Source organism: Salinibaculum sp. SYNS191 (genome assembly GCF_037338445.1).
In the GTDB taxonomy this organism is placed as follows: Archaea; Halobacteriota; Halobacteria; order Halobacteriales; family Haloarculaceae; genus Salinibaculum; species Salinibaculum marinum.
The window spans coordinates 1891152-1916811 of record NZ_CP147838.1; the positions used below are offsets into that span (position 1 = coordinate 1891152).

General features: G+C 68.6%; 28 protein-coding genes. 15 read left to right on the forward strand and 13 right to left on the reverse strand.

Features of this window, described 5'->3' with window-relative positions; genetic code table 11:
* Positions 1–61: 61 nt before the first annotated feature.
* Together rnz and WDJ57_RS10275 are read left to right on the forward strand one after the other, a co-directional pair.
* Positions 62–1021, forward strand: coding sequence for a ribonuclease Z (gene rnz, locus WDJ57_RS10270; protein WP_338906093.1), 960 nt, complete (start codon positions 62–64; stop codon positions 1019–1021).
* 56 nt (positions 1022–1077) lie between these two features.
* Positions 1078–1947 (forward strand): PhzF family phenazine biosynthesis protein, encoded by an 870-nt coding sequence (locus WDJ57_RS10275; RefSeq protein ID WP_338906094.1) that lies wholly within the window; start codon positions 1078–1080, stop codon positions 1945–1947.
* On the opposite strand, the gene WDJ57_RS10280 is transcribed toward WDJ57_RS10275, so the two are convergent.
* Entirely contained in the window at positions 1944–2555 is a 612-nt protein-coding gene (locus tag WDJ57_RS10280; protein ID WP_338906095.1) for a DJ-1/PfpI family protein, read from the reverse strand. The two genes, WDJ57_RS10275 and WDJ57_RS10280, sit on opposite strands and share 4 nt — an antisense overlap.
* Before the next feature lie 123 nt (positions 2556–2678).
* Here WDJ57_RS10280 and WDJ57_RS10285 point away from each other — a divergent pair, with 123 nt between their 5' ends.
* Both WDJ57_RS10285 and WDJ57_RS10290 read left to right on the forward strand, forming a co-directional pair.
* Positions 2679–4655: a DUF460 domain-containing protein gene (locus WDJ57_RS10285; RefSeq protein ID WP_338906096.1), complete on the forward strand. Its 1977-nt coding sequence runs from the start codon at positions 2679–2681 to the stop codon at positions 4653–4655.
* Positions 4656–5059: 404 nt separating this feature from the next.
* Positions 5060–5233: a DUF7556 family protein gene (locus WDJ57_RS10290; protein ID WP_338906097.1), complete on the forward strand. Its 174-nt coding sequence runs from the start codon at positions 5060–5062 to the stop codon at positions 5231–5233.
* Positions 5234–5436: 203 nt separating this feature from the next.
* On the opposite strand, the gene WDJ57_RS10295 is transcribed toward WDJ57_RS10290, so the two are convergent.
* Positions 5437–5625, reverse strand: coding sequence for a DUF7470 family protein (locus tag WDJ57_RS10295; RefSeq protein ID WP_338906099.1), 189 nt, complete (start codon positions 5623–5625; stop codon positions 5437–5439).
* 125 nt (positions 5626–5750) lie between these two features.
* On the opposite strand from WDJ57_RS10295, the gene eif1A reads away from it, so the two are divergent.
* Genes eif1A through WDJ57_RS10310 form a run of 3 tightly spaced genes read left to right on the forward strand, consistent with a single transcriptional unit; the run spans position 5751 to position 7528 of the window.
* Positions 5751–6038, forward strand: a complete 288-nt coding sequence (gene eif1A, locus WDJ57_RS10300; protein WP_338906101.1) for a translation initiation factor eIF-1A — start codon at positions 5751–5753, stop codon at positions 6036–6038.
* 53 nt (positions 6039–6091) lie between these two features.
* Positions 6092–6994, forward strand: coding sequence for a serine/threonine-protein kinase Rio1 (gene rio1, locus WDJ57_RS10305; protein WP_338906103.1), 903 nt, complete (start codon positions 6092–6094; stop codon positions 6992–6994).
* Between the two features lie 60 nt (positions 6995–7054).
* Positions 7055–7528: a hypothetical protein gene (locus tag WDJ57_RS10310; protein WP_338906104.1), complete on the forward strand. Its 474-nt coding sequence runs from the start codon at positions 7055–7057 to the stop codon at positions 7526–7528.
* A gap of 32 nt (positions 7529–7560) precedes the next feature.
* On the opposite strand, the gene WDJ57_RS10315 is transcribed toward WDJ57_RS10310, so the two are convergent.
* Positions 7561–7965 carry an SHOCT domain-containing protein gene (locus WDJ57_RS10315; protein ID WP_338906105.1) on the reverse strand — a complete coding sequence of 135 codons (405 nt, stop codon included), beginning with the start codon at positions 7963–7965 and terminating at the stop codon, positions 7561–7563.
* Between the two features lie 96 nt (positions 7966–8061).
* Here WDJ57_RS10315 and WDJ57_RS10320 point away from each other — a divergent pair, with 96 nt between their 5' ends.
* The 3 genes from WDJ57_RS10320 (at position 8062) to WDJ57_RS10330 (ending at position 10791) form a co-directional block, all read left to right on the forward strand.
* Positions 8062–8610 (forward strand): KH domain-containing protein, encoded by a 549-nt coding sequence (locus tag WDJ57_RS10320; RefSeq protein ID WP_338906106.1) that lies wholly within the window; start codon positions 8062–8064, stop codon positions 8608–8610.
* A 52-nt stretch (positions 8611–8662) separates the two neighbouring features.
* The gene (locus tag WDJ57_RS10325; protein WP_417750485.1) at positions 8663–9277 is read left to right on the forward strand and encodes a cyclase family protein; all 615 of its coding nucleotides are present in this window, start codon (positions 8663–8665) and stop codon (positions 9275–9277) included.
* Between the two features lie 320 nt (positions 9278–9597).
* Complete coding sequence (locus WDJ57_RS10330; protein WP_338906109.1) at positions 9598–10791, forward strand: MFS transporter; 1194 nt, start codon at positions 9598–9600, stop codon at positions 10789–10791.
* 6 nt (positions 10792–10797) lie between these two features.
* On the opposite strand, the gene WDJ57_RS10335 is transcribed toward WDJ57_RS10330, so the two are convergent.
* A complete protein-coding gene (locus WDJ57_RS10335; protein ID WP_338906111.1) occupies positions 10798–11298 on the reverse strand; it encodes a TspO/MBR family protein in 501 nt (166 codons plus the stop codon).
* A gap of 182 nt (positions 11299–11480) precedes the next feature.
* On the opposite strand from WDJ57_RS10335, the gene thsA reads away from it, so the two are divergent.
* The 4 genes from thsA (at position 11481) to WDJ57_RS10355 (ending at position 16407) form a co-directional block, all read left to right on the forward strand.
* Positions 11481–13160 carry a thermosome subunit alpha gene (thsA, locus tag WDJ57_RS10340; protein WP_338906113.1) on the forward strand — a complete coding sequence of 560 codons (1680 nt, stop codon included), beginning with the start codon at positions 11481–11483 and terminating at the stop codon, positions 13158–13160.
* Positions 13161–13464: 304 nt separating this feature from the next.
* Entirely contained in the window at positions 13465–13623 is a 159-nt protein-coding gene (locus tag WDJ57_RS10345; protein ID WP_338906115.1) for a hypothetical protein, read from the forward strand.
* Positions 13624–13702: 79 nt separating this feature from the next.
* Positions 13703–15361: an NAD-binding protein gene (locus tag WDJ57_RS10350; RefSeq protein ID WP_338906117.1), complete on the forward strand. Its 1659-nt coding sequence runs from the start codon at positions 13703–13705 to the stop codon at positions 15359–15361.
* Positions 15362–15411: 50 nt separating this feature from the next.
* Positions 15412–16407, forward strand: coding sequence for an ornithine cyclodeaminase family protein (locus WDJ57_RS10355; protein WP_338906119.1), 996 nt, complete (start codon positions 15412–15414; stop codon positions 16405–16407).
* Between the two features lie 4 nt (positions 16408–16411).
* Here WDJ57_RS10355 and WDJ57_RS10360 read toward each other — a convergent pair whose 3' ends face one another.
* From WDJ57_RS10360 to WDJ57_RS10395, 8 genes are all read right to left on the reverse strand, one after another.
* On the reverse strand, positions 16412–16630 hold the full coding sequence (locus WDJ57_RS10360; protein WP_338906121.1) for a DUF7535 family protein: 219 nt from the start codon (positions 16628–16630) through the stop codon (positions 16412–16414).
* A gap of 54 nt (positions 16631–16684) precedes the next feature.
* Positions 16685–19600 carry a leucine--tRNA ligase gene (gene leuS, locus WDJ57_RS10365; RefSeq protein WP_338906123.1) on the reverse strand — a complete coding sequence of 972 codons (2916 nt, stop codon included), beginning with the start codon at positions 19598–19600 and terminating at the stop codon, positions 16685–16687.
* 52 nt (positions 19601–19652) lie between these two features.
* Entirely contained in the window at positions 19653–20537 is an 885-nt protein-coding gene (locus tag WDJ57_RS10370; RefSeq protein WP_338906124.1) for an EamA family transporter, read from the reverse strand.
* Between the two features lie 64 nt (positions 20538–20601).
* Complete coding sequence (locus WDJ57_RS10375) at positions 20602–21057, reverse strand: peroxiredoxin (protein WP_338906125.1); 456 nt, start codon at positions 21055–21057, stop codon at positions 20602–20604.
* A gap of 38 nt (positions 21058–21095) precedes the next feature.
* On the reverse strand, positions 21096–21500 hold the full coding sequence (locus tag WDJ57_RS10380; protein ID WP_338906126.1) for an Hsp20/alpha crystallin family protein: 405 nt from the start codon (positions 21498–21500) through the stop codon (positions 21096–21098).
* Positions 21501–21532: 32 nt separating this feature from the next.
* Entirely contained in the window at positions 21533–22351 is an 819-nt protein-coding gene (gene pheA, locus WDJ57_RS10385) for a prephenate dehydratase (protein WP_338906128.1), read from the reverse strand.
* A gap of 49 nt (positions 22352–22400) precedes the next feature.
* Positions 22401–23381: a WD40/YVTN/BNR-like repeat-containing protein gene (locus WDJ57_RS10390; protein WP_338906130.1), complete on the reverse strand. Its 981-nt coding sequence runs from the start codon at positions 23379–23381 to the stop codon at positions 22401–22403.
* Between the two features lie 131 nt (positions 23382–23512).
* Positions 23513–23860, reverse strand: a complete 348-nt coding sequence (locus WDJ57_RS10395) for a hypothetical protein (RefSeq protein WP_338906132.1) — start codon at positions 23858–23860, stop codon at positions 23513–23515.
* A gap of 271 nt (positions 23861–24131) precedes the next feature.
* On the opposite strand from WDJ57_RS10395, the gene WDJ57_RS10400 reads away from it, so the two are divergent.
* Positions 24132–25235, forward strand: a complete 1104-nt coding sequence (locus WDJ57_RS10400) for a tRNA (guanine(26)-N(2))-dimethyltransferase (RefSeq protein WP_338906134.1) — start codon at positions 24132–24134, stop codon at positions 25233–25235.
* On the opposite strand, the gene WDJ57_RS10405 is transcribed toward WDJ57_RS10400, so the two are convergent.
* Positions 25232–25618: a hypothetical protein gene (locus tag WDJ57_RS10405; RefSeq protein ID WP_338906136.1), complete on the reverse strand. Its 387-nt coding sequence runs from the start codon at positions 25616–25618 to the stop codon at positions 25232–25234. The genes WDJ57_RS10400 and WDJ57_RS10405 overlap by 4 nt on opposite strands.
* Positions 25619–25660: the final 42 nt, after the last annotated feature.

The window sequence follows — 25660 nt, forward strand, 5'->3', positions numbered from 1 at the left end:
CCGCGCCGCCGGTGCCGGGAATCCGACACGGTTTTCGCCGTCGGTGTCCCACACCGAGACGATGCGCGTGACCTTCCTCGGGACGAGCGGCGCGGTGCCGACGACGCACCGCAACCCGAGTGCCATCCACGTCGAACGCGAGGGCGACCGCCTGCTGTTCGACTGCGGGGAGGGCACGCAGCGCCAGATGATGCGCTACGGCGCGGGCTTCGACGTGGAGCACGTCTTCCTCACCCACCTCCACGGCGACCACGTCCTGGGCCTGCCCGGCCTGGTCCAGACCTGGGATTTCAACGACCGCGAGCGCCCGCTCGCGATACACGCGCCCGCGGGGACACGAGAGCGCATCGAGGGACTGGTCTCCGTGACGGGTGAACGACCCTCCTACCCGGTGCGAGTCAACCAGGTCCGCGCCGGCGACGTGGCCCTGTCCCGCGAGGAGTACGAGGTCCGGGCCGTCGAGGTCGAACACCGCACGAACGCGGTCGGCTACGCGCTCGTCGAGGACGACCGGAAGGGCCGCTTCGACCGCCAGAAGGCCGAGGAGGAGTTCGGCATCCCGCCGGGGCCGAAGTACTCGAAGCTCCACGACGGCCAGGCCGTCGAACACGACGGGCAGACCATCGAACCGGAGGAGGTCGTCGGCCCGCCGCGGCCAGGGCGGACGGTGGTCTACACCGGCGACACCCGGCCCTGCGACGGGGTCCGCGAGGCCGCCGAGGGGGCGGACCTGCTCGTCCACGACAGCATGTTCGGCCACGAGCGCCGCGACCGCGCGGTGGAGACGGCCCACTCGACGGCGCGGGAGGCCGCGGAGGTGGCCCGCGACGCCGGCGTGAAGCGCCTGGCGCTGACCCACATCTCCTCGCGGTACGCCGGCGGCGGCTGGCACGACCTCGAAGCCGAGGCCGCGGACGTGTTCGACGGCGACCGCGCCTTCGTCGCCGACGACGGCCTCCTGGCGGAGGTCCCCTACCCCGACGCCGACCGGGATTTCACGCTCGAACGGTACCGCGACTGACAGGGAGTGGCACACGACCAGAAGACGTTTTCCGCGCCGCGTCGACCCACCGAGGGATGAGCGACCTCCACATCGTCGACGTGTTCGCCCGCGAGAAGTACGCCGGGAATCAACTCGCAGTCGTCGAGAGCGGCGGCGACCTCTCGGACGGGGAGATGCAGGCCGTCGCCGACGAGATGAACTACTCCGAGACGACGTTCGTCGAGTCCCGCGAGTCCCCGTTCCGGGTGCGCATCTTCACGCCCGAAGCGGAGGTCCCCTTCGCCGGCCACCCGACGCTGGGCACCGCACACGTCATCAGAGAGCACGTCGCCGACGGGCGGCCCGACGAGGTGGTTCTGGACCTGAACGTCGGGGAGGTGCCTGTCGAAATCAGAGAGCGGGACGGCACAGAGACGCTGTGGATGACCCAGCAACCGCCCGAGTTCGGCGAGGGGCTCGACCACGAACCGCTGGCGGAGGTGCTCGGGCTGCCGGTGGACGCCCTCGACACAGACTGGCCGGTCCAGATCGTCTCGACGGGGCTGCCGACGATTATCGTCCCGCTGGAAGACCGGGAGGCACTGGAATCAATCGACCTCGACCACGCGGCCTACGAGCGCGTCACCGGCGACCGCGACGCGAAACTCGTCCACGCGGTCTGTCCCGAACCGCGGGAAGCGGACAACGACATGGCGGTGCGGATGTTCTCGCCGTTCTACGGCGTGCCGGAGGACCCCGCGACGGGGTCGGCAAACGGCTGTCTCGCGGCGTATCTCGCCCGCCACGCCTACTTCGGGAGCGGCAGCGTCGCCGTCCGCGTCGAGCAGGGATACGAGATGGGGCGGCCGTCGCTGTTGCACCTGGAGGCGACCGACCGCGGCGACGCCGTCGACGTGGAAGTCGGCGGGCAGGTCGTCGACGTGGCCCGCGGAGAACTGCTCTAGTCCGCGACGTGGACGTCGGCGTGGCGTTCGTGTTCGATGGTCTCCTCGACGGCCGCGGCGACCTCCAGTCCGAACTCGCGCGCGAGGACGTAGAGAGCGAGGTCGATGCCGGACGTGACGCCGCCGCAGGTGAGGACGTCGCCGGCGTCGGCCACGCGGGCCTCGACGACATCAGCGTCGGTCGCGCGGAGGTCGTCCATCGCGCCGGCGTGAGTGACCGCGGGGCGGCCGTCGAGCAGGCCGGCGCGGGCGAGGAGCATGCCGCCGGTGCAGACGCCGGCGATTGTGGTCGTGGGCGCGAGGTCCGCGAGCAGTTCCGGGACGACGCCGCGGTCCGCTTCCGCGCGAGTGCCCCGGGCGGCGTCGTCGTTCCAGCCGCCGCCGGGCACGACGAGCAGGTCCGGGTTGGCCTCGGCGACTGTGGCGTCGGGGACGACCGTCGCGCCGTGAGCGGACGTGACGCTCTCGGCCGGTTCGGCAGTCACCAACGAGACGTCGTAGTCGGGGCCGGCGTTCGCGCCGACCGCGAGGACTTCGTAGGGGCCGAAGGCGTCGAGCGACTCGAAGCCTTCGAAGAGGAGGACGGCGGCGCGGGAGATGGCAGTCATATCGACGCAGTCGGCGGCGGGGAGTAAAGCGGTGGCGTTCGGTCGAGAAACGGGTGGCCGTTCGACGGTGAGGCGGTCCCTGGCCGCCGTGGATTTATACACTGGCGTCGCCTATCGGTTTCCGTGAACGGCCGCACGGAAGCCCTCGACACGGTCGTCTTCGGGGTGGACATCCAGAGCGGGGACGTCCGCGGGGACGCGCCCTCCTACGCGCTCGCGGTCTTCGACGGCGAGACCGTCGAGCGCGACGTGGTGAGCTATCGGAAGCTCCGCCGGCGCATCGACGGCGAGGTGCCGGCCATCGTCGCCACGGACAACATGTACGAACTCGCCGAGGACAAGGACGCGCTCGTCCACTTCCTCGGCAGCATCCCGGACGAGACGAGACTCGTGCAGGTGACCGGGGCAGAACAGCCCGAGCCGCTCTCGCGGGTCGCCTCGCGCCACGGCGTACCCTACGGCAAGGACCCGATGAAGGAGGCCGAGGCCGCCGCCCGACTCGCCGCCGCCAACGTCGGCCAGGCGGTGACCGCCTTCACCGACCGGACGGAAGTCAAGGTCGCCCGCGGGCGCTCGACCGGCGGCGGTGGCGGCTGGAGCGAGGACCGCTACACGCGGCGCATCCACGGTTCGGTCAAACGGCGCGCCCGCGAGGTCGAATCCGAACTCGACGACGCCGGCCTGGAGTACGACCGCGACGCGACCGAGAAGTACGGCGGGTTCTCCAACGCCATCTTCACCGTCGAGGCGCGGCCACAGGACATCCCAGTGAGCAGGGAGCGCAACGGCGACGTGCGCATCGAAATCGAACGGGTCCGCCGGGACGGTATCGAGTTCCGCCCGCTCGCCAAGCGCCGGGACCACGTGCTGGTGGGCATCGACCCCGGCACGACGACTGCCGTCGCCGTCGTCGGACTCGACGGCGAGGTGCTGGACGTGCTGAGCACCCGGACGGCGGACACCGCCGCGGTCATCGAGTGGATAATCGAGCGCGGGCGGCCGATCGTCGTCGCCGCGGACGTGACGCCGATGCCCGAGACCGTCGAGAAGATACGGCGGAGCTTCGACGCCGCCGGCTGGGAACCCGAGCGGGACCTGCCGGTGGACACGAAGCAACACCGGACGCGCGAGGAGGGGTGGGACAACGACCACGAGCGCGACGCGCTGGCGGCCGCACTCACGGCGTACGACGACCACGAGGACCAGTTCGAGCGCGTCGCCGCGAAGGTCCCGCCCCGCCACGAGGTGGGCGAGGTCGTCGCCCGCGTCGTCGCCGGCGAGGAGTCCGTCGAGTCCGTGCTGGCGGACCTCACCCAGGACGACACCGCCGGCGAGGACGACGAGAGCGAACACACCGAGCGGGAACTGACCGAGGAGGAGAAACAAATAAAGCGCCTGAAGGCCCGCGTCGAGCGCCTGGAGGGCCACGTCGACGACCTGAAGGAGACCGTCGCGCGGAAGGACGAGCAGATAGACACCTACGAGACGGAACTGTCGGCGGCCAAACGCGAGGAGCGCCGCGAGGCGCGCAAGCGCCGGGAGGTCACCCGGCTGGAGCGGAAGAACGACCGGCTGGAGCGGAAACTGGAGACGAAAGCGGAGCGCATCGAGGACCTTGAGGGGAAACTGGAGCGGCTAAAGGCGCTGTGGAAGCTCGACCACTCCAACTTCGCGGACGTCGCCGAGAAGCAGGCCGGCCTGGTGCCGGTGAAGGTCGTCGAGCAGTTCACCACCGGCGCCATCGAGGCAGCAGAGGAGAGTTTCGGGCTGGCCGAGGACGACGTCATCATGCTCCGGGACGCCAGCGGTGCCGGCGAGTCGACGGCACGCCGGCTGGCCGAGGTGAACCCCCAGGTCGTCCTGCGCAACGGCGGCCTGTCGGACATGGCCGACCGCGTGCTCTTCGAGCACGACATCCCCGTCGCGCCCGCGGATATGGTGACCGTCCAGGAAGTGGACGAACTGGCCGTCGCCCGCGAGTCGGAGGTCGAGGCGGCCATCGAGGACTGGGAGGAACGGGTGCGGGAGCGCGAGCGCCAGCGCAGCGCCGAGATGGTCGACCAGTTGATATCCGAGCATCGGGCAGGCGAGGTCGAGTGAACGAAGTGAACGAGACCTCGTAGTGGAGCGGCGACGCAGGAGCCGCGGAACTGCGGAGTGAGCGAGGTCGAGTGAGTGCGAGGCGTGACCAGCGGGAACGCCTCGACAATGGGAGCGGTGAAACCGCGACCACAGTGAACGAGACCTCGTAGTGGAGCGGCGACGCAGGAGCCGCGGAACGGGCAGACGGGAGAGAGTCCCGGGTCGAAAATTCCCGCAAACAGAGGATTTCTCACGCGTTCCGAGCCGTAACTTGCAGGAATCACGGGGAGTGCCAGACGAGTCTGAAATCTCTGTAGCCCTCAGTAGACGTTCGTATTCATATACAGTGTGAGAGTGCGTACATCTGATTCAAACGAACGAACTTCAAAACATTCATACTGTGATGCGAGAGATAATTATATATGACGGACACCGTCGAACCAGTCGAGAAGGGGTCGGCTGAGACCAGCGAGGTCGTGAGTGCCGTCGATACCATCGACAGCACCGACCACCTCGTCGTCGCGGACATCACGCGAGACGACGCGTGGATTGCGATGGCGGTAGACCATACGGTGTCCACGCACGAGTGGGAGTAGGCAGTCAAAAAGTAGCATCCGCACGCCCGCGGCACGCGGTTCACCGGAGTCGAACGGAGTGGGACTCCGGCTTTTTTCCAGGTTTTTGCCGGGAGTGGGTTGCGGGCCGAGGCCCACAACCGAATGACGTGGCGGTGTAACCGCCACGCTGTTCCCGCAGCGAACGACGTGAGCGAGGTAACCCGACCGGCAAAAACGTGGTCTTACATCATGCCGCCCATGCCGAAGGACGCCAGCAGGTTCTTGACGAGGCCGAAGACGACGAGTCCGAGGCCGGCGATGACCAGCGCGATGCCGCCGGCGAGAATCAGACTCTCGACGGCGACGACGACGATGCCGCCGAGCATGACCAGCAGGCCCAGGAGGCCGGGCAGACCGAGTTTGTCGAGCATGGGCGGGACTCGCCACCGGGGCGACTTAAATACCGCCGGTCGATAGGGCAGTGTGGTATGGAGTGTCACGGTCTGGCAGTGAAATCTTGGAAAGTTTAAACCCGTTCGCCGGCGAACGGTCGGCTATGAGCGACAACGACGGGCGAAAGGACCTGCGGATGCCCGACGACGACGAGGTATTCGCAGTCGTGACAGACATGCTGGGGGCGAATCGCGTGAAAGTACGGTGTATGGACGGCGTCGAGCGGACGGCGCGCATCCCCGGGAAGATGCAGAAACGCATCTGGATTCGCGAGGACGACGTGGTGCTGGTGGACCCGTGGGACTGGCAGGACGAGAAGGCGGACATCACGTGGCGCTACGAGAAGCAGGAGGCCGACCAGTTGCGCGACGAGGGCCACATCCAGAGCTAACCGCCGTCGGGAGGCACCCACCTTTTGGTCGTTCGTCTCGTACCCGGACGTAGATGACAGGGGACTTCGGGCTGGTAGCCCCAGAGGAGGCCGACGCTCCCGGCGACGAGTGGGAGGAAATCGACTACGCCGACACCGAGGCCGACCGCATCGCGCGCAAGCGCGACCGGGAGTTCAGCGAGTTCCGCGAGCGCATCAAGGACGCGGAGCAGTTCAAAGTCTCCGAGAGCGTCTTCGACGACGCCACCTACGGCGCGCTCTACAAACTGGTCCAGGACGGCTACATCGACGCCTTCGGCGGCCCCATCTCGACGGGCAAGGAGGCCAACGTCTACACCGCACTCGGCGGCGAGCAGGCCAGCGTCGAACTCGACGCGGACCCCGAGGAACGCCACGAGGTCGCCGTCAAGATATACCGCATCAACGCCTCCGACTTCCGCGAGATGGGCGACTACCTGGAGGGGGACCCCCGCTTCGAGACGCTGGGACACGACAAGAAGTCCATCGTGATGGCGTGGGTCCGCAAGGAGTTCGCGAACCTCCGGCGCGCGCGGAAAGCCGGCGTGCGCGTCCCCGTCCCCATCGCCGTCGAGCGCAACGTCCTCGTGATGGAGTACATCGGGACCGACACCGGCCGCGCGAAGCGACTGGGCGAGGTCCACATCGAGAACCCCGAGACGGCCTACGAAGTCGTCCGCGAGTACATGTGCCGGCTCTACGACGCCGGCCTCGTCCACGGCGACCTCTCGGAGTACAACATCGTCGTCGAGGACTCCCAGTTGTACATCATCGACCTCGGCCAGGCGATGACCGTCCACCACCCGAACCACGAGGACTTTCTCGAACGCGACTGCGAGAACGTGGCGAACTTCTTCGCCCGCCAGGGCGTCGACACCGACGGCGACCAGTTGCTGGCGTACGTCCACGACCACGGCGACCCGGAGAACGGCGAGTGAGGAGTCGCCGTCCACTCCGGTGACAGAATCCTTAAGTAACGAGGCTGTCACCCTCGACGCATGTCGACAGACACGACGAGCATCGAGGCCGCAGGGATGCGATTCGAGGGAATGCAGTTGGTCGTCCTCGTCGGGGCAGCGCTGGCAATCGTCGGCGCGTTCCTGACGTGGGTGTCCATCGGTAGCGGCAGCCTGGGGACGGCCGGCGGGTCGGCGTCGGCGAGCGGCATCGCGATGTTCGGGGACGTCAGCCCCATCTTCAACGGCGTCGTCACCGCGGTGCTGGCGGTCGTCTGTGCCGCACTCGCCGCGACAGGCTTCGAGCGGGAGAACGCACAGACCGCCGCGGTCGTCCTGGGCGTGCTCGTCACCGTCCTCGCTGGCGTCTACGTCGTCGCGCCGAACATCCCGCTGGGCGGCGGGCCCGGGGCACAGCTCGTCGGTGCGTTGCTCCAGCCCGGCCTCGGCCTCTGGCTGACGGTGCTCGGCGGCGTCGGCATGGCCGGCGGCGGGCTGGCCGCGTACTACGGCTGAGACGAAGCCCGGAGCGACTCGACTGTGACTGACTACTCCCGGTCCAGTTCCGTCTCGCGGGAGCGGCGCGTCCCCTCCTCGACGTCCTCCAGCGTCTCCGTTTCGAGCAGTCGCTCCAGTTTCCGCTCGAACTGCTCGTCGGTGAGTTCGCCGCGGGCGTACCGCGAGCGGAGCTGCTGCAGGGCGTCGTCTGCCTCGCTGTGGCTCGCCTCCGTCTCCTCCTCGATACCCTCGACGTCGTCGTCCCACCACTCCGCGACGTCGGACTCGTCACCGAACAGGAGCGCGGTGACGGGGACGAGGACGATGTAGCCAAAGAGCATGAAGCCGAGCCACCAGTCGAAATCGAGGAAGAGGGCTGCCATCCAGATGCCGGTCACGAGCACCGAGACGATGCCGGTGAGGTTCTCGCGGGCGCGACGGCGGGGGCTGCTCATGGGCGGTGGTGAGAGCGGAGAGGAGTATAAAACCGGGCGTCGCGGGGGCGACGACGAAGAACTTTAAGTCCGCAACCGCGTACAGGTGGTATAGTTATGCAGCACGTGAAGGTCCCCGACGACCGCATCGGTGTTCTCATCGGGGCGGGCGGCGAGACGATGCGCGAAATCGAGGAGAGCGCGGAGGTCCGCCTCGACATCGACTCCGAGAGCGGCAAGGTCAGCATCGAGAAGGTCGGCGACCCCATCAAGGGGCTGAAGGGGCCGGACATCGTCAAGGCCATCGGCCGCGGGTTCGCCCCCGAGGACGCCCTGCGATTGCTGGAAGACGACATGATGATGTTCGACATCGTCGACATCGACGCCGCCTCGCGCAACAAGAACGACCTGCGCCGCCACAAGGGCCGGCTCATCGGCGAGGGCGGGCGCACGCGCGAACTCATGCAGGAACTGACCGGCGCGTCGGTCACCATCTACGGCTCGACGCTGGGCATCATCGGCGGGCCACAGCAGGTCGAGGCCGTCCGCGAGGCCGCCGAGATGATTCTCGACGGCGCGCCCCACGGCTCCGTCTACTCCTTCCTCGAACGCAAGCGCAACGAACTCAAGCACAAGGGGATGGAGTATCACCAGTTCCACGGCTGACCCGCTGTTTTTCGTGTCCCACTTCGACCTCTCTCACCCCGTCACGAACGGGATGCCAGTCTACCCCGGCAGCCGCGCGGTTCGCGTCGCGTCGGTGACCACAGTCGAGGACGACGGCGCGCGCGTGACCGAACTCGACCTCGATACCCACGTGGGAACCCACGTCGACGCGCCGGCGCACACGCTGGCCGACGGGAAGACCCTCGACGAGTTCCCGCTGTCGGCCTTCTCGTTCGACGCGCTGGTGGTGGACTGCACCGGCGTCGGCGAGCGCGAGCCCATCGGTGTCGACGCACTGCCCGACCCGACCGACCACGACCTGCTCGTCGTCCGGACCGACTGGAGCGAGCACTGGGGCACCGAGCGGTACCGCGACCACCCGTATCTGACCGCCGACGCCGCCGCGTGGTGTGGCGACCACGGCTACAGCGTCGGGCTGGACACCTTCGGCCCCGACCCGACGCCCAGCGCCGACCCCGCGCGGGAGCGCGACGGAGAGCCCGACGGACTGCCGGCACACGACGCACTCTTCGCGGCGGAGTGCCTCGTCGTGGAGAATCTCCGTGGGCTGTCGCGACTGCCGGCGGAGTTCGAACTGACAGCGCTGCCGCTCGCACTCGAAGCCGAGGCGAGTCCCGTGCGTGCGGTGGCGACGACCGATTCCTGACAAGCACCGGGCGCGAGGGAGGGGACTGTCACCGTGCAGAGCAGATGGGGCCAGAGCAGATGGGGCCTGCTCACTACAGTGGGGATGCGCTCACGATGGGGGGGGATGGGGGGGTACCCATCGGGCTTACAGCGAAGCGGGCACGAGCGACTGGTGTGGTTCACGTCGATGCTGAAGCCCAGGTAGTCATAGGATCCTGTGACAGGAGTTGTCTTGGGATGGTGTATCAGGGCGTACAAGACGAGCCGACCCGCCACCGTCTACCGAGGCGCTGACCGCAAGCGAAACGGTGGTATGCAAGCCGCAAGAACGGCGGGTAGATGGACGACTCCGCGCCGCCACGCGCAGTGTTGTGGCTGATTCTCGCCGCTGCGACGCTGACAGTGATGGCCGGCGCAATCATCGGTCCCGTCGTCCGGCAGATACAACTTGGCGTCGGCGTCTCCGAGTCGCTCGCGGGGCTCATCATCACGACCCACGGCATCCTCATCGTCCTCGTGAGCCCCGTCGCGGGCGCGGTCATCGACCGCCTCGGGCCGCGCAAACCGCTGGTCGGGGGCCTGCTCGTCTACGGGGCCGGCGGCGGTGCCGGCCTGCTCGTCGAGGAGTTCGTCCCGCTCCTGCTCTCGCGGGTCGTCCTCGGCGTCGGCGTCGCCTTCGTCTACACCGCCATCACCGTCCTCATCTTCACGCTGTACCAGGGCCAGCGGATGGACCGCGCGCTCGGCCTCCGCAGTAGCGCGAACAGCCTCGGTGCGGCGGTCTGGCCGCTGGTCGGCGGGGCACTCGGCGCGATCTCCTGGCAGGCACCCTTCGGCGTCTATCTCGTGGCGGTACCGCTGGGCCTGCTCGCCGTCGCGACGGTTCCGGAGACCGGTCACGGTCGGCGGAATACCGCAGAGAACCCCGACATCCTGACACAAATCCGGAATCTGCTGGCCGTGTTCCGACGGATTCCGGCGATTCCCGCGGTCTATCTCCTGTACTTCGGGGCCAACGTCTTCCTGTACGTCGTCGTGGTCTACTACCCGCAACTGGTCGCCGGCTTCGGCGTCACGTCGACGTTGGCGGTCGGCGTCTACCTGGCGGTCAACGGCACGTCCTCGGCGCTCGCGGCGGCGCTGTACGACCGCCTGCTGGCGCGCTTTAGCCGCCCGCTGCTCGCGCTCGCGGCGTTCGCGCTGTGGGCCGGCGGGTTCGCGCTGGCGGCCGTCGTCGACGCCCCGGTCGCCGCCGGCGCACCGGTCGTCCTCCTCGGACTCGGGACGGGGCTGGTCTTTCCCGCTACCTTCGGCTGGATAGAGGCGCTGGCACCGCCCGACCGCCAGGGGAGTCTCAGTTCCTACGTCGCCTCGGCGGGCTACCTGGGGCAGTTCGTCTCGCCGCTGGCGTTCGGGACCGTGATTCCGTTCGCCGGGGTGCGGGGCGTCTTCGGCGTCGCCGCGGCCGCTGCGTTCGCGGGCCTCGTGCTGCTGGGTGGTGTGCTGGCGACACGCGGAACCACGACGGGGTGAGGGCGGTCAGTTCAGCGCGAGGAACTGGTAGTTCAGGACGGCCGCGAAGGTGACCCACAGGAGGTAGGGGGCGACCAGGGCCCCGGCGCGGCGGTCGACGCGAGCGAAGGCGACCAGCGTCGCGACGACGAGCGGCCACAGCGAGACGATGACGACCAGCCCCAGAAGCAGGTCCTCCAGCGCGAAAAAGGCCGGCGTCCAGGCGACGTTGAAGACCATCTGGAGGACGAACAGGCCGAGCGCGATGCGGACCGGCCGGCGGTCGGTGCCCGACAGCCAGACGATGGCGAGGGCGACGCCCAGCAGCGTGAACAGCGTCGTCCAGACGACGCCGAACACCCACGGCGGCGGGTAGATGGCGGGCTTGTCCAGCGCCTGGAACCACGCCGAGTCCGGCCCGGCGAGGACGGCGGGGGCCGCACCAACGACGTTGACGAGGAGGACGCTCGCGACGACCGTGGGCAGGTCCCCGCGGTCGAGCGAGACGGTGCGAGTTGTCGTGCTCATACTGGAGAGACGGCGGGAACGACCAAAAGAGTCCCCCGAAGTGCGAACTATCCTATTTAAATCTAGTCGTAGCGGCGCTCGTTGGGGGCTACCGGGGGGCCGTCTTGCGAACTGTTGGCAGGCGATATCCACCAGATTTATATAGAATCACATTCAATCCTTCCATGACTATGGCTCAGCAGATGGGTAACCAGCCCCTCATCGTACTTTCCGAGGACTCCCAGCGAACCTCGGGGAAGGACGCACAGTCGATGAACATCACAGCCGGCAAGGCCGTCGCCGAGTCCGTCCGGACGACGCTCGGCCCGAAAGGCATGGACAAGATGCTCGTCGACAACGCGGGCAGCGTCGTCGTCACCAACGACGGCGTCACCATCCTCGACGAGATGGACATCGAGCACCCCGCGGCGAACATGATCGTCGAAGTCGCCCAGACCCAGGAAGACGAGGTCGGCGACGGCACGACGACCGCAGTCGTCATCGCCGGTGAACTCCTCAGCAAGGCCGAGGACCTGCTCGACCAGGACATCCACGCGACCATCCTGGCCCAGGGGTACCGCCAGGCCGCCGAGAAGGCAAAGGAGATCCTCGAGGAGGAGGCCATCGAGGTCGACGCCGACGACGACGAGACCCTGGAGAACGTCGCCGCGACGGCGATGACGGGCAAGGGCGCGGAGAGCGCCAAGGACCTGCTCGCCGAACTCGTCCGCCGCGCCGTCCAGTCGGTCGCCGACGACGAGGGCATCGACACGGACAACGTCAAGGTCGAGACGGTCGTCGGCGGCTCCATCGACGAGTCCCAGCTCGTCGAGGGCGTCATCATCGACAAGGAGCGCGTCCACGACAACATGCCGAAGTTCGCCGAGGACGCGCAGATTGCGCTGCTGGACACGGCCGTCGAGGTCCCCGAGACGGAACTCGACACCGAGGTCAACGTCTCCGACCCCGACCAGCTCCAGGAGTTCCTCGACCAGGAGGAGAAACAGCTCAAGGAGATGGTGGACAAGATCGCCGCCTCCGGCGCCGACGTCGTCTTCTGCCAGAAGGGCATCGACGACATGGCCCAGCACTACCTCGCCCAGGAGGGCATCCTGGCCGTGCGCCGCGCCAAGAAGTCCGACATCAAGGCGCTCGCTCGCGCGACGGGCGCACGCATCGTCTCCAACATCGACGACATCACCGAGGACGACCTCGGCTTCGCCGGCTCCGTCACCGAGAAGGAACTGGCCGGCGACGAGCACATCTTCGTCGAGGACGTCGACGAGGCCCGCGCGGTCACGATGATCCTCCGCGGCGGCACCGAACACGTCGTCGACGAAGTCGAGCGCGCCATCGAGGACGCGCTGGGCGTCGTCGCCGCCACGCTGGAGGACGGCAAGGTCCTCCCCGGCGGCGGTGCACCCGAGACCGAACTCTCGCTGGGTCTGCGTGACCACGCCGACTCCGTTGGCGGCCGCGAACAGCTGGCCATCGAGGCCTTCGCCGACGCCATCGACGTCATCCCGCGCACGCTGGCCGAGAACGCCGGGCTCGACCCCATCGACTCGCTGGTCGACCTGCGCAGCCAGCACGACGCTGGCGACAACCTCGTCGGCCTCAACGCCTACACGGGCGAGGTCGAGGACATGTCCGACGAAGTCGTCGAACCGCTCCGCGTCAAGACCCAGGCCGTCGAATCCGCGACGGAAGCCGCTGTGATGATCCTGCGCATCGACGACGTCATCGCCGCCGGCGACCTGAAGGGCGGCGGCAGCGACGACGACGAGGACGAAGGCGGCCCAGGTGGCGCCCCCGGCGGAATGGGCGGCATGGGCGGCATGGGCGGCATGGGCGGCATGGGCGGTATGGGCGGCGCGATGTAAGCCCACTTTTTGCGTCGTCGGGTGTCGCACCGCGCCTTCGGCGCGGGCGCACCTCTCTCTCTGCGAACGGGCGCTTCGCGCCCGTTCGCATGGTACGAGGGAGCTTCGCTCCCTCGCGACTCGCAAAAACTTGGGGAAAAAAGGCCGCTCGCGCTCGGTCGAGCGCTCGCGGGTGCATTCCCTGCCGACCTTCCGCCTGACCGCTGCACCGCTCGCTGAACGACGTTCTGCATTTTATCTATTGTCCACTTGAGCCGCCGGTATCCAGTCCGTAACAATGAGCGACGAGCGACGAGGAGGAGACATGAGCAGCACAGCGGACCCACCGCCGCTGGGGATGTGCCCGGACTGCGGTGCGGAGGTACCGGCCGGCAACCTCGGCATCGCGTACCGGCCGGTCGAGGGGTGGCCCCGGATGCTCGCGGAGTGTCCCGACTGCGAGGCGGCGGTCCACCCGGAGTGAAAGGGTCTCCCCGGGAGCGTAACCATCTCCCCGACCACCCACCGACATGTTTAGTAGACAGGTAGTCAAGCCTGCGTAGATGCGCTCGTACGAGTTTCTCGATAGGCTCCCGCCCAAGCGGTTCACGCGACGCCAGCGGTTGGTCCTTTTCTACGCACTCGGTCTCGTCCTGGTCGTGGGAGGCTACACCGTCGTCTACTACGCCGGGATGCGGTACATCGAGGGACGTCCGCGGACGGTCTTTCACTCGGCACAGATCGTCGTCGAGACGATGACCACGACGGGATACGGTGCGGATTCGCCGTGGTCGACGCCCGCGATGAACGTGTTGATGGTGACGATGCAGGTGACGGGCGTCGCAATCGGGTTCGTCACGCTGCGCGTGCTGGTCATCCCGCTGTTCGAGCGGACGCCGCTCCACCTCGACGACCGCCTGTCCGCCAAAGACGGCCACGTCGTCGTCGCGGAGTACGAGCGCGAGACGGGGGTGCTGCTCGACGAACTCGAACAGCACGGGACCGACTACGTCCTCATCGAGTCCGACGACGACGAGGCGAAGTTCCTCTCCGACGAGGGCTATCAGGTCATCAACGGAGACCCCGAAGACCGGCGCGACCTCGACCGCGCCACCATCGAACGGGCGTCGCTGCTCATCACCGACACCGGCGACCGCACCGCGAGCGTCGTGTTGACCGCTCTCGAAGCCAACGAGGACCTCACCGTCGTCAGCTTCACCCCGTCGACGCGCCGGACGGCGGCCCTCGCAGAGGTCGGTGTCGACAGGAGCATCGCACCGCACGCACTCATCGGCCAGCAACTCGCCGCGAAAGCGACCACACCCGTCTCCGTCGAGGCCGCGACCGGTGACAGCGCAGTGGCTATCCGCGAGGTGCTGGTTCGCCACGACAGCCCACTCCACGGCGTCCGGGTGGCAGACTCGCCGCTGGCCGACCACCCGGAGCTGACGCTCGTCGCCGGCTGGTTCGACGGCGAGTTTCGCCTCCCGCCCTCGCCGGACGAGCGGCTCACGTCCAACACGGTGCTGGTCGTCGCGGGGCCGGAAGACGCCATCGACGACCTCGAACGGGCGACCGCCGGCGTCCGCGAGCCACGCGAATCGAGACACTCGCGGGTCGTCGTCGCCGGTCTCGGGGAGGGCGGTGCCGCGGCCGTCGAGACACTCCCCGCGGACGTTCCGGTCACGACCGTCGACGACGACCCGGCGACCGACCCCGACGTCGTCGGCGACGTCACGGAGCCGGAGACGCTGCGCGACGCCGACATCGCGGGGGCCTCTGCGCTTGTCGTGACCGTCGACGACGACGCGACCGCACTGTTGACCGCTGCGATGGCCCGGTCGATAGCAGACGACGTCGAGATTCTCGTCCGCACCACGGACGCCGAGAAGACCTCCGAGGCGTTCCGGGCCGGTGCCGACTACGTCCTCTCCACCCAGCGCGTGTGTGCCCGCCTGGTCGCGTCCGAGGTACACGGCGAGCGGACGGTGGCCCCGGTAAACCAGATCCGTCTCGTCCGGACGTCGGCGTCGTCGTTCGCCGGCAACTCGCTCGGTGCCATGCGCCGGGACACTGCGCGTGGCTGGAGCGTCGTCGGTCTGGTCCGCGACGGGGACGTGTACACCGACGGGGAGACCACGATAGAGAGCGACGACGAGGTGTTCGTCGCGGGGAGCGACGAAGCCATCCAGGAGTTCGAGCGCACCGTCGGGACCGAGTAAGACGCCCTGGTGCCCCGCATCATAAGTGCGCGGGCCGCCGAGAGTCGGGTATGGAGACCCTACTGCTGGACCCCGAGGACGTCGCCGAGAGTGCCTCCCTGCCGGCTGTCATCGACGCCGTAGAAGGTGCCTTCGGCGCGTACGCCCGCGGCGACGTGCAGATGCCCGCCAAGTCCTACATCGACCTGCCACAGCACGACGGCGACTTCCGCTCGATGCCCGCCTACATCGACCTCGTCGAGGAGGAGGGCTGGGAGGCCGCCGGCGTCAAGTGGGTCAACTCCCACCCGCACAACCCCGACGACCACGACCTGCCGACGGTCATGGGGACGATGATATACTCCGACCCCGAGACGGCGCTCCCGCTGGCGATTCTCGACGGGACGACGCTGACGCGCCTGCGCACCGGTGCGGCCGCCGCGGTGGCGACGCGGCACCTCGCCCGCGCAGACGCCACCTCGCTGGGGCTGGTCGGGGCCGGCATCCAGGCCCACACGCAACTGGAGGCCATCGCCGGGGTGCGCGACATCGAGACGGTCGTGGTGGCCGACATCGACGCGGACGCCATCGCCGAGATAATCGAGCAGTACGGCGACGACTACGAGGTGCGCGAGGGGAGCATCGACGAGGCCGCTGCCTGCGACGTGGTCTCGACGACCACGCCCGTCGAGGACCCCATCGTCGAGTCCGTCGGCGAGTCCACCCACGTCAACGCGATGGGAGCGGACGCCGCCGGGAAACACGAGATAGCCGACGACGTGCTGCTGGACGCGAAAGTGGTCATCGACGACCACGCCCAGTGTACCCACTCCGGCGAAATCAACGTCCCCTACACCGCCGGCGTGCTCGACGACGAGGACATCCACGCCGAACTCGGCGAAGTGGTCGCGGGGCAGAAACCGGGGCGGGAGGCGGGCGATGGCGTCACCGTCTTCGACTCTACGGGCCTGGCAATCCAGGACGTGGCCGCCTCCCACATCGTCTACGAGCACGCCCGGGAGCGTGGCATCGGAACGGATTTTGCCCTCGTGGGTACTGAAACGTAGTCCGTCACTCGGCCCGCTGTCGAATCGCGCCCAGCAGTTTCGCGACCAGCCACCAGGCGATGATAAACGGGGCGAGGGGGACGAAGAGGATGAGCATGCCCCCGATGATGAGGTACCCGACGAGGTTCATCTGCTGGTTCGAACGCCCGCGGTAGGGTGGGGTCACGGTGCGGTACACCTTCTGGACGGGTTCAAGGCCCGGCGGGGACTCCTCGGTTGCCATACGAGTGGTAGGGCCGCTGTCACAATAAACCGCGCGTACCGCCGGACGGCGGCGCTATTCGAGGTGGATGGCGGGCCGGAACGGCACCGCCTGGCTCGCCTTCCCGTCGGGGTCGACCGGGTCCGCGTCCTCGGCGTACACCTCGACGTCGGCGTCGAACTCGCGTTCGAGGAAGCCGACGGCCCGCTCGTAGACCGCCGCCTCGTCGATTTCGGCCAGTGCCGTCAGCGTCTCGTCGTCGCGCTCGCGGACGAACTCCACGAGGTCCTGCGCGAGGTCGTTGACCGCGTCGCCCTTCTCGCGGAGGCTGTCGCGTTGCATGACCTTCCCCATGACCGCGCCGACGTCCGGGCCGGTCTCGCGGACCGTCTCGAAGACGGTGTGCTTCCAGTCGGCGGCGGTGTAGACCCGAATCGTCTCGGGGTCGGTGCCGGTCACGTCGACGATGTCGTTGACGTCCGCCAGCAGGCCCTCGACGAGTTGCTCGCGGGCCTCGGTGACCGGCGACTCGAACGCCGCGTCGGGGGCCGGCCAGGCAGCATCTTCGGCGGGTTCGCCAGTGAGTTGCTCGTGGAGTTCGTTCGTCATGAACGGGACGAAGGGGGCGAGCAGGCGCAGGCGCGTCTCCAGCACCGTCCGCAGCGTCCAGGCCGCGCCGGGCCGGTCGAGGTCCGCCCGCCGGCGGTACCACTTCAGGTGCTCCTCGAAGCTGTAGAAGGCCGCCTGACTGGCGGTGCGGGTCTCGAAGCGCTCCAGAGCGTCGGTGGTCTCCTCGACGGTGGTCTGGAGCTTCGAGAGCAGCCAGCGGTCGATGTGTTTGAGGTCCTCGTCTGCGTCGTCGGGCACGTCACGGTCTCGCGGCGTGTCGCCGCTCGACTGTGCCGCGGAGCGTTGCTCCGCGCTGGCAATGACCTCCTGGGCACGCGACCAGAACCGCTGGAGCTGGTCGCGGGTGTTGCCGACCAGTTCCTCGCGCCAGTCGTAGTCCTGCCAGGGCTCCGCGCTGTTGAGCAGGAAAAACCGCGTGGTGTCCGCGCCGTACTTCTCGATGGCCTCGCCGGGCAGGATGACGTGGCCCTTCGAGGAGGACATCTTCTCGCCCTCCAGCAGGCCCATCCCCATGACGGTGATGCCCTCGGGCCACTCGTCGGGGTCGAACAGTTCGGCGTGGTGATAGAGGAAGAATGTGAGGTGGTTCTGGATGAGGTCGTTGCCCGAGCACCGCCAGTCGACCGGGTACCAGTGGGACCACTCCTCGCGCAGGTCCAGCGCGCGCTCGTCGGGGTCCTCGACGGCGTCTGCGCCGTAGAACAGCGCGTCGAAGAAGTCGCGGTCCAGATCCTCGACCGGGATGTCCTGGATGCGGTGGGCGATGGTGTAGTAGGACATGTAGATGGTCGAGTCCGACAGGGGTTCGATGACGAACTCGTCGTCCCAGGGCAGTCGGGTACCCAGCCCGTAGTTGCGGATGCAGGGCCACTCCTCCAACCAGCCGATGGTGTGGTCGTACTGCTCGCGGGTGTTCTCCGGGATGCACTCCATGTTCGCGACGAGTTCGCGGGTCTTCTCGCGCCAGGCCTCGTCGTTGTACCGGAGGAACCAGGTGTCCTGCTGGGCGACTTCGACCTCGCCGCCACAACGGCAGACGACCTCCTCGGTGAACTCGTACATCAGGTCGAAGTCGCCCTGCTCGCGGTGGTAGTCGCGAAAGCGCTCGCGGACGTCCTCGATGACCTCGCCCGCGAAGTCGCCGTAGGAATCGAGCAGTTTCCCGCTGACGAACTCGTCCTGGTAGAGGTCGGCCGTGACCTCCTCCAGTTCCGGGTCGTCGCTGGAGTCGATACCCGCCGCGGCCACAGCGTCGGCGGCCGGAATCTCGCCGTAGCCCTCGATTTCGAGGATGGGGACCGGTTCGATGTCGCGGATGGCGTCGGCGTCGATGCCGTACTCGGCGGCGATGTCGTCGGCGCGCTCCTTCGCCTCCGCCAGCGCGACGTAGTCGTCGGGCGAGTGGGCGGGGACGGACATGACGACGCCGGTGGCGTTGTCGGGGTCGACGAAGTCGGCAGGGAGGACGACGACTTCGTCGCCGGTGACCGGGTTGGAGACGGTGTCGCCGACCATGTCGCTGCCGGGGAACTCCTCGTGGACCTCGACAGCGCGGTCCTGGAGTTCGAACTTCTCGGCGGCGTCTTCGGAGACGAGCCACTCCTCGCCGTCGACGGTGGCACGGACGTAGGTTCCCTCGGGGTTGACGTAGGCGTTGGTGACCCCGCGGACCGTCTCCGGTCGGAGCGTCGCCATCGGGTAGACAGTGCCCTCCGCGTTCGAGAACCGAATCAGCGTGAACTCCTGGAACTCGGCGTCCTCGCCCTCCAGCAGGTCGTGGGCGGTGACCGGCTGTTCCTCGTTGGTGCAGTAGTTGACCGGGTGGAGCCCCTTCTCCAGCAGGCCGCGCTCTTTCAGCGTCTCGTACTGCCAGGTGATGAACTTCGAGTAGCGGTCGTCGTTGGTCGTGAACTCCCGCCGCCAGTCGATAGAGAGTCCGAGCCCCTGCATCCCGGCCTTGTAGCTGCAGTCGCCCCCCTCGATGAAGTAGCGGGCGTAGCCCATCGGCGTCTCCAGATCCTTCAGTTCCTCGCGGGGGACGTTGAAGGCCTCTTGCAGCGTCTCAAGCTGGGCCTCCTCGCCTTTCTTCAGGCGCTCGACGGCACCGATGATGGGCGTGCCGGTGACGTGCCAGGCGATGGGAAAGAGGACGTTGTCGCCCTGCAGGCGGCGGTAGCGGGCGTAGACGTCGGGGACGGTGTACGTGCGGGCGTGGCCGATGTGCATCCCGCCGCTCGGGTAGGGGTAGGGGACGGTGATGAAGGTTGGGTCGTCGTCCTCACCCGGGGTCGCCTCGTAGCGACCCTCGTCGTCCCAGCGCTCGCGCCACTTCGATTCGAGGGTCCGGGGCTCGTAATCCATATACACGCGTTCGGCAGGCCGGCACTATAAGCCCTGCACCTTCGGGCGGGCCTCACCCGGCGGCGATGAGCGCAACGCCGCTGACCGCGAGGACGGCGGCCCCGAGTCGCCGCGGCAGGCCGCGCTCGCCGAGGAGCAGGCCGCCCAGTACGACGGCGACGACGGCCTGGGTGTTGACGATGGGCGAGACGACGCTGGCGGCGGCCACGTCGAACGCGATGGTCTTGAGGTGGACGGCGACGGCGAAGAAGGCCGCCAGCGCCGCGATGCCCGGCACCGCCGGGCGGAGTCGGTGCCACTCGACGCGCCGGAGCGCGAGCGGGAGCGCGGCGATGGCGACCGCCGCGAAGGAGGCCAGCGCGACGGCCTGGGGCGTCAGGTCCGTCCCCGACAGCAGCGCGCGAAAGCCCACGTCCGACAGCGCGAACAGCACCGCGCCCAGCAGCGCCAGGCGGGCGGGCGCGTACCCCGCGGCGCGGCGAAACGGCGTCGCGAGGCCGCCGCCCTCGTAGTTGGCGACGTAGATGGCGACGACGGCGAGCGCGAGGCCGGCAGTCTGGAAGGCCGTCGGTGCGGCGGCCAGAACCGCCACCTCGATGGGGAGGACGAAGGCCGGCGCGAGTTTGTTCAGCGGCGCGACGTAGGAAACGTCCCCGAGTTTGAACGCGTGGATGGAGACGAGGTTCGCGGCGGCGATGGCCGCACAGATACCCAGAAGCAGGAGGGCGTCGCCCGCGTCGAAGGTGGGCGGGACGAGCGGTGCGCCGGCGGGCCAGGTGACCGCGGCGACGACGGTATACCACGCCAGGCCGGCCAGTTCGACGGTGGCGACGTACACCGGGGAGGGGAGGTCGGCGAACGAGCGCTTGTAGACGAACAGGTAGACCCCGAAGATGAGAGCGGCGAGCAGCGACGGGAGGACGCCGGGCTGGAACACACCGGCCGTTCTCGCTGGAGACGTGTATACTCCCCGAAGCGGCCGTGCCTGCGCGCTGACGGCGCTACTCCGGCAGTGTCGCCAGGCCGATGTCGAGGATGTCGAAGAGGACGTTGCGGGCGTGGCCGTCGGGGTGGACCCTCTCGTAGAGGCCACAGACCTGCCTGCGGGCGCAGACGAAGGTGGTCCGCGTCGCCGCGCCGTCGGTCGTGTCGACGCCGAAGGCGTCGGCAATCTTGCCGTCGGGGTCGGCGAGCAGTTCCACGTCGAGGTCGTGCGCGTCCGCGAAGGTCCGGTGGGAGTCGGCGTCGTCGGTGGAGACGCCGTAGACGGCGACGCCGGCCTCGCGGTAGGCGTCGAGTTCGGCGTCGAACTGCGTGGCCTCGGTCGTACAGCCGGGGGTGTCGTCGCGCGGGTAGAAGTACAGCACCGTCGGCGCCACGAAGTCGACGGTCACCCGGTCCCCGTCCTGGTTCGTCGCAGTCACCTGCGGCACCGGCTCGCCCGTGTCCAGAACCATACCACTCGGTGGCCGGGAACGCCCTAAGCACTTGCGTCTCAGTTGACCGGGATGTCGGTGCCCTCACCCTCGGCGGCCTCCTTGCCCAGCCGGACCGTCAGCACGCCGTCCTCGTAGCTGGCTGTCGTGGCCTCGGGGTCGACGGGACCGGGCAGCGTGACGGTGCGGCTGCGGTGCTCGTGGCTGCGCTCGCGCCTGACGTAGGTGCCGTCGGCGAATTCCTCGTCGGTGTCGCGCTCGGCGCCAACCACGAGGGTACGTTCGTCGTCGAGTGTGACCTCGATGTCGTCGGCGGAAAAGCCCGGCAGGTCGACGACAGCCACGAACGCGTCGCCCTCGTCGACGACGTCGACCGGCGTGTCGCTCCCGCCGGCCGCGCCGAACTGGGTGAACTGGTCGAACAGTCGCTCGATGTCCTGGAAGGGGTCGTCGCGTCCGCTCATACCAGACAATACGCCAGCGAGCGGTTTAAGTTCTAGTAGAGGACCGTCTCGCTGTCGTAGGAGCCGAGGCGCCGGACCCAGCCGTCTGCGGTGATGTCCTCGACGTCCGAAAGCGCCTCTTGTGTGCGCTCCTCGTAGAGGCCGGCGGCGATGTCGATGTGGAAGACGTAGTCACCGAGGCGCTCGCCGCTGGGGCGGGACTCGACGCGGGTGAGGTTGATGTCGCGGTCGGCGAAGGGTTCGAGCATCTCCAGCAGGAGTCCCGGGCGGTCCTCGCTGGGGTAGACGATGAAGGAGGTCTTGCTGCCCGCTTCCGACCGCTCCGAGACCGGTGCGACCACCAGAAAGCGCGTGGCGTTCGAGGAGCGGTCCTGGATGTCCTCGGCGAGGACCTCCAGCGACTGGCCGTTGTCGGCGTTCGCGGGGTGGCCGATGCCGGCCACGGCCGGGTCCTCCCGGGCGCGCTGGACGCCGCGGGCGGTGGAGGCGACGGCTTCGAGTTCGGCGTCCGGGTAGTGCTCTTCGAGGTATCCCCGGCACTGCGCGAGCGCCTGGGCGTGGCTGGCGACGGTGTCGAAGTCCTCGCCCTGGGCCAGCAGCGCGTGGCGGATGGGCGTGATTATCTCTTTGACGACGGCGACGTCGTGCTCCGCGAAGGCGTCCATCGACTCCGTGACCGACCCCTCGATGCTGTTCTCGACCGGGACGACACCGCGGTCGTACGCCCCCTCCGCAATCGACTCGACGATGGCCGTGACCGACTCGGTGAACTCGATGTCCTCGTCGTCGGCGACGGCGCTGGCCGCCCGGTGTGAGTAGGTTCCGGCCGGGCCCAGCGTGAGCACCTTCATATCGGCCCCGTACTCCGGTGACGGGCAAAAGCGTCGTGGTTGGCGGCGCTCAGGACCCGTCCCACAGCAGCGGCAGGTAACGCCCGCGGACGCTACCCGCCGTCGGGACGGTCCCGACCCGGGTCCAGCCCTCGGCCCCGCGGCGCAGCAGCGTCCCCTGGTGGTTCGCCGCGACCGGGTCGCCGTCGACGACACACCAGCCGATGGCGACGGCCTCCGGCGTCGGCCAGTCGACGGGGTCGGCGGACTCGCCGTCGCGGGACGTGACCAGCACGTGGTCGTCGTCCTCGGCCCACGAGGAGGACGACGACGGGGCCACGCCGGCGTAGACGACGCCGTCGTGAACAACCGCCTCGCGGACGTACCGCTGGTCGTAGCCGGTGTCCAGGCGCGTCCACGTCCGGCCAGCGTCGGTCGACCGGTAGAGGCCGCTGCCGGTCGAGGCGACGAACGTCTCGCTGTCGCCCAGCGCGACGTGGTGGATGTCGTCGGTGTGGGGCGCGTCGAACCCCTCGATGCGTCTGTCGTCCCACGTCTCCCCGCCGTCGTCGCTGACGTGGACGCCGCCGACCTCGACGCCGGCGACGATGCGGTCGGGGGCGTCGGGGTGGGTCCGGAGGCTGCGCACCTGCGCCACGCCGTCGTGGCGCGGGATGCCCCAGTCGGCGTTCGCTCGGAGTTGCCGGAACCCCTCGACTGCCGTCCAGTCGTCGGGGTCGGTCGGGACGCCGGCCGACCAGTCGGCGATGAACAGACCGGACGGGCGGGTGCCGGCGTAGACGCGCTCACCACCGGGACTGGCCGTTACCGCGTATACCTGTTCCTCGGGAACAGGAAGGCGCTGCCAGTCGTCACCGTCAGGCGAGTGGTACAGGCCTGACTCGGACGTGGCGAAGAAGCCGTCGATGCCGTCGAAGACGGCAACCCGGTACACCTGCTCGGCGTCGAGTACCTTCTCGGCAGTCGTCTCCCCCGGTTCGGGGACGCCAGCGATGCGATAGACGCCGTCGTCGCTGCCAGCGTAGAGCATGTCTCGACCGTCTATCCCAGCCATATTGTCGGTTTGGGTAACTCAAAGACGCGCCACACCGACAGACTGGACGGTGATGCCAGGGCCACGGGCGCGTGCCAGGGACGAACAGGGCTGCCGCGGTGCCGTAACTAGAGGAAATCGCGGACGTCAGAGTACCACATGTCGTGGTCGTCAGTCTCGCCGATGGCCTCGGCGATGCGGACGGCGATGGCGTGCCAGCACAGCTGGTCGGGGTCGGCGGCGTCGAGGTTGTACTCCGAGTCCTTGCAGGTACAGCCGTCGTCCTCGACGATGTACTCGTCCTCGTAGCCGACGACGACGGTGAAATCGCGGTAGGACTTGACCCGACCCTCGGCGACGGCCTCGATGGCCTGCTGGCCGCGGTCGCCGTGGGTCGCGATGAGACGGTCGACTACGGCCGGGGTGAGTTCCCCCGCTGCTTCGAGGTCGCCGTACCACTCGTCGACCGCTGTCACGCCCCGAACTTGGCGAGGGCGCGACAAAATCCCGTCGGTGCCGGGAGCGGACCCACCGATTCGCGAGCGACGGCGGAGCTTTATATCGGAGCAGGCGACCAGCCCTGCGCGTGACCTGACGAGTCGCTGCGGAGCGGGACGCGGGAGTCCGGCACGACGCTCCGCAGTCGAACCGGTGGGGCGGCCACCGACGGTGCCGGCTGTACGCCATCCGGGCCGAGTGACGACCCCAGAGCGTGTCGCTTTTCGCCGTCGCCGTCGGAGAGCGGGTATGCGCGTCGACGAGGGCAACGTCGCGGTCGAGGTCCCCGAACAGGACGGCGATAGCGTCGGCGACGACGTCTTCTTCAACCCGGTCCAGGAACTCAACCGCGACGTGACCGTCGCCGCGTTGCGGGCCTACCGCGACCGCGAACCGCGCGCGGGGACGTACCTGGATGCGACGGCCGCCAGCGGCATCCGCGGCGTTCGCGCCGCCGCGGAGGGGTGGGACGTGACCTGCGCGGACATCGACCCCGAGGCCATCGCCCTCTGTGAGGACAACCTCGCACGCAACGACCTCGACGGGTGCGTCGTCCACCGCGACGCGAACCCGCTGCTCCACGAGGACTACTTCGACGTGGTGGACGTCGACCCCTTCGGGACCCCCATCCCCTTCGTCGACGCCGCCTGCCAGGGGACGCGCAACCTCCTCTGTGTCACGGCGACTGACACCGCGCCGCTGTGTGGCGCGCACTTCGAGAGCGGCGTCCGCAGCTACAGCGCGGTCCCGCGGAACACGGAGTACCACGCCGAAATGGGCGTCCGCATCCTCCTGTCGGCGCTTGCCCGGACCGCCGCCCGCTACGACGTGGCGGCCACGCCGATTCTCACCCACGCCACGAAGCACTACGTCCGGACCTACCTGGAACTCGACCGCGGCGCGAAGGTTGCCAACGCCGCCATCGACGAACTGGGGTACATCCACCACTGCGAGCACTGCCTGCGCCGGGAGACAGAGGACGGGCTCATCGCCCATCCGCCGGAGGCGTGCCCGGAGTGTGGCCACCACATCCAGACCGCGGGGCCGGTCTGGCTCGGGCCGACACACGACCCCGCGTTCGTCGCGACGGTCCGCGAGTCTGTGACCGACGAGATGGGAACCGCGGACCGGGCCGTGGACCTGCTGGAGACGCTCGAGGCGGAACTCCCGGAGCCGACCCACTACGACCAGCACCGCCTGTGCAAGCGGTGGGGGCGGGGTGCCTCCGCGATGGACGAGTTCCTCGCGGACCTGCGGGCCGCGGGCTACGAGGCGTCGCGGACGCACTACGGCGGGACGACGTTCAAAACGACCGCGTCGGTCACGGAGATGCGGGCGGCGACGGGCGACTAGGCGGCCACCCCGACGCGCCCGAGCAGCGAGTAGACGAGCCGGTAGACCGGCCGGAGGAAGTAGTTCACCATGCCCGCCAGGCCGACCAGCCCACCGAGGGCCTGGAGTTCGGCCGGCGTCGCGTCGGGCGCGACCAGCACGACGAGGGCGGCGACGAGCGGGCCGACCCACAGCACCGCCCCGTAGTGACCGACGTCGTGACCGACGACCACGGGTGCTGTCGCGAGCGCGTCCCGCGCGGCGAAGAGCACGCCGGCGAGTCCCGCAAAGAGGACGGCGAGCAGCAGCGAGCCACCGACGCCGGCGACGCCCGCACCGACGAGCGCGACGCTCGCGGCCACCAGGACGACGGTCAGCCGGAACGTCTCGGTCTTCCAGTCCATACCCGGTGCTCGCTCTCGCCCGCCTAAGTGGTTTCGAGGGAG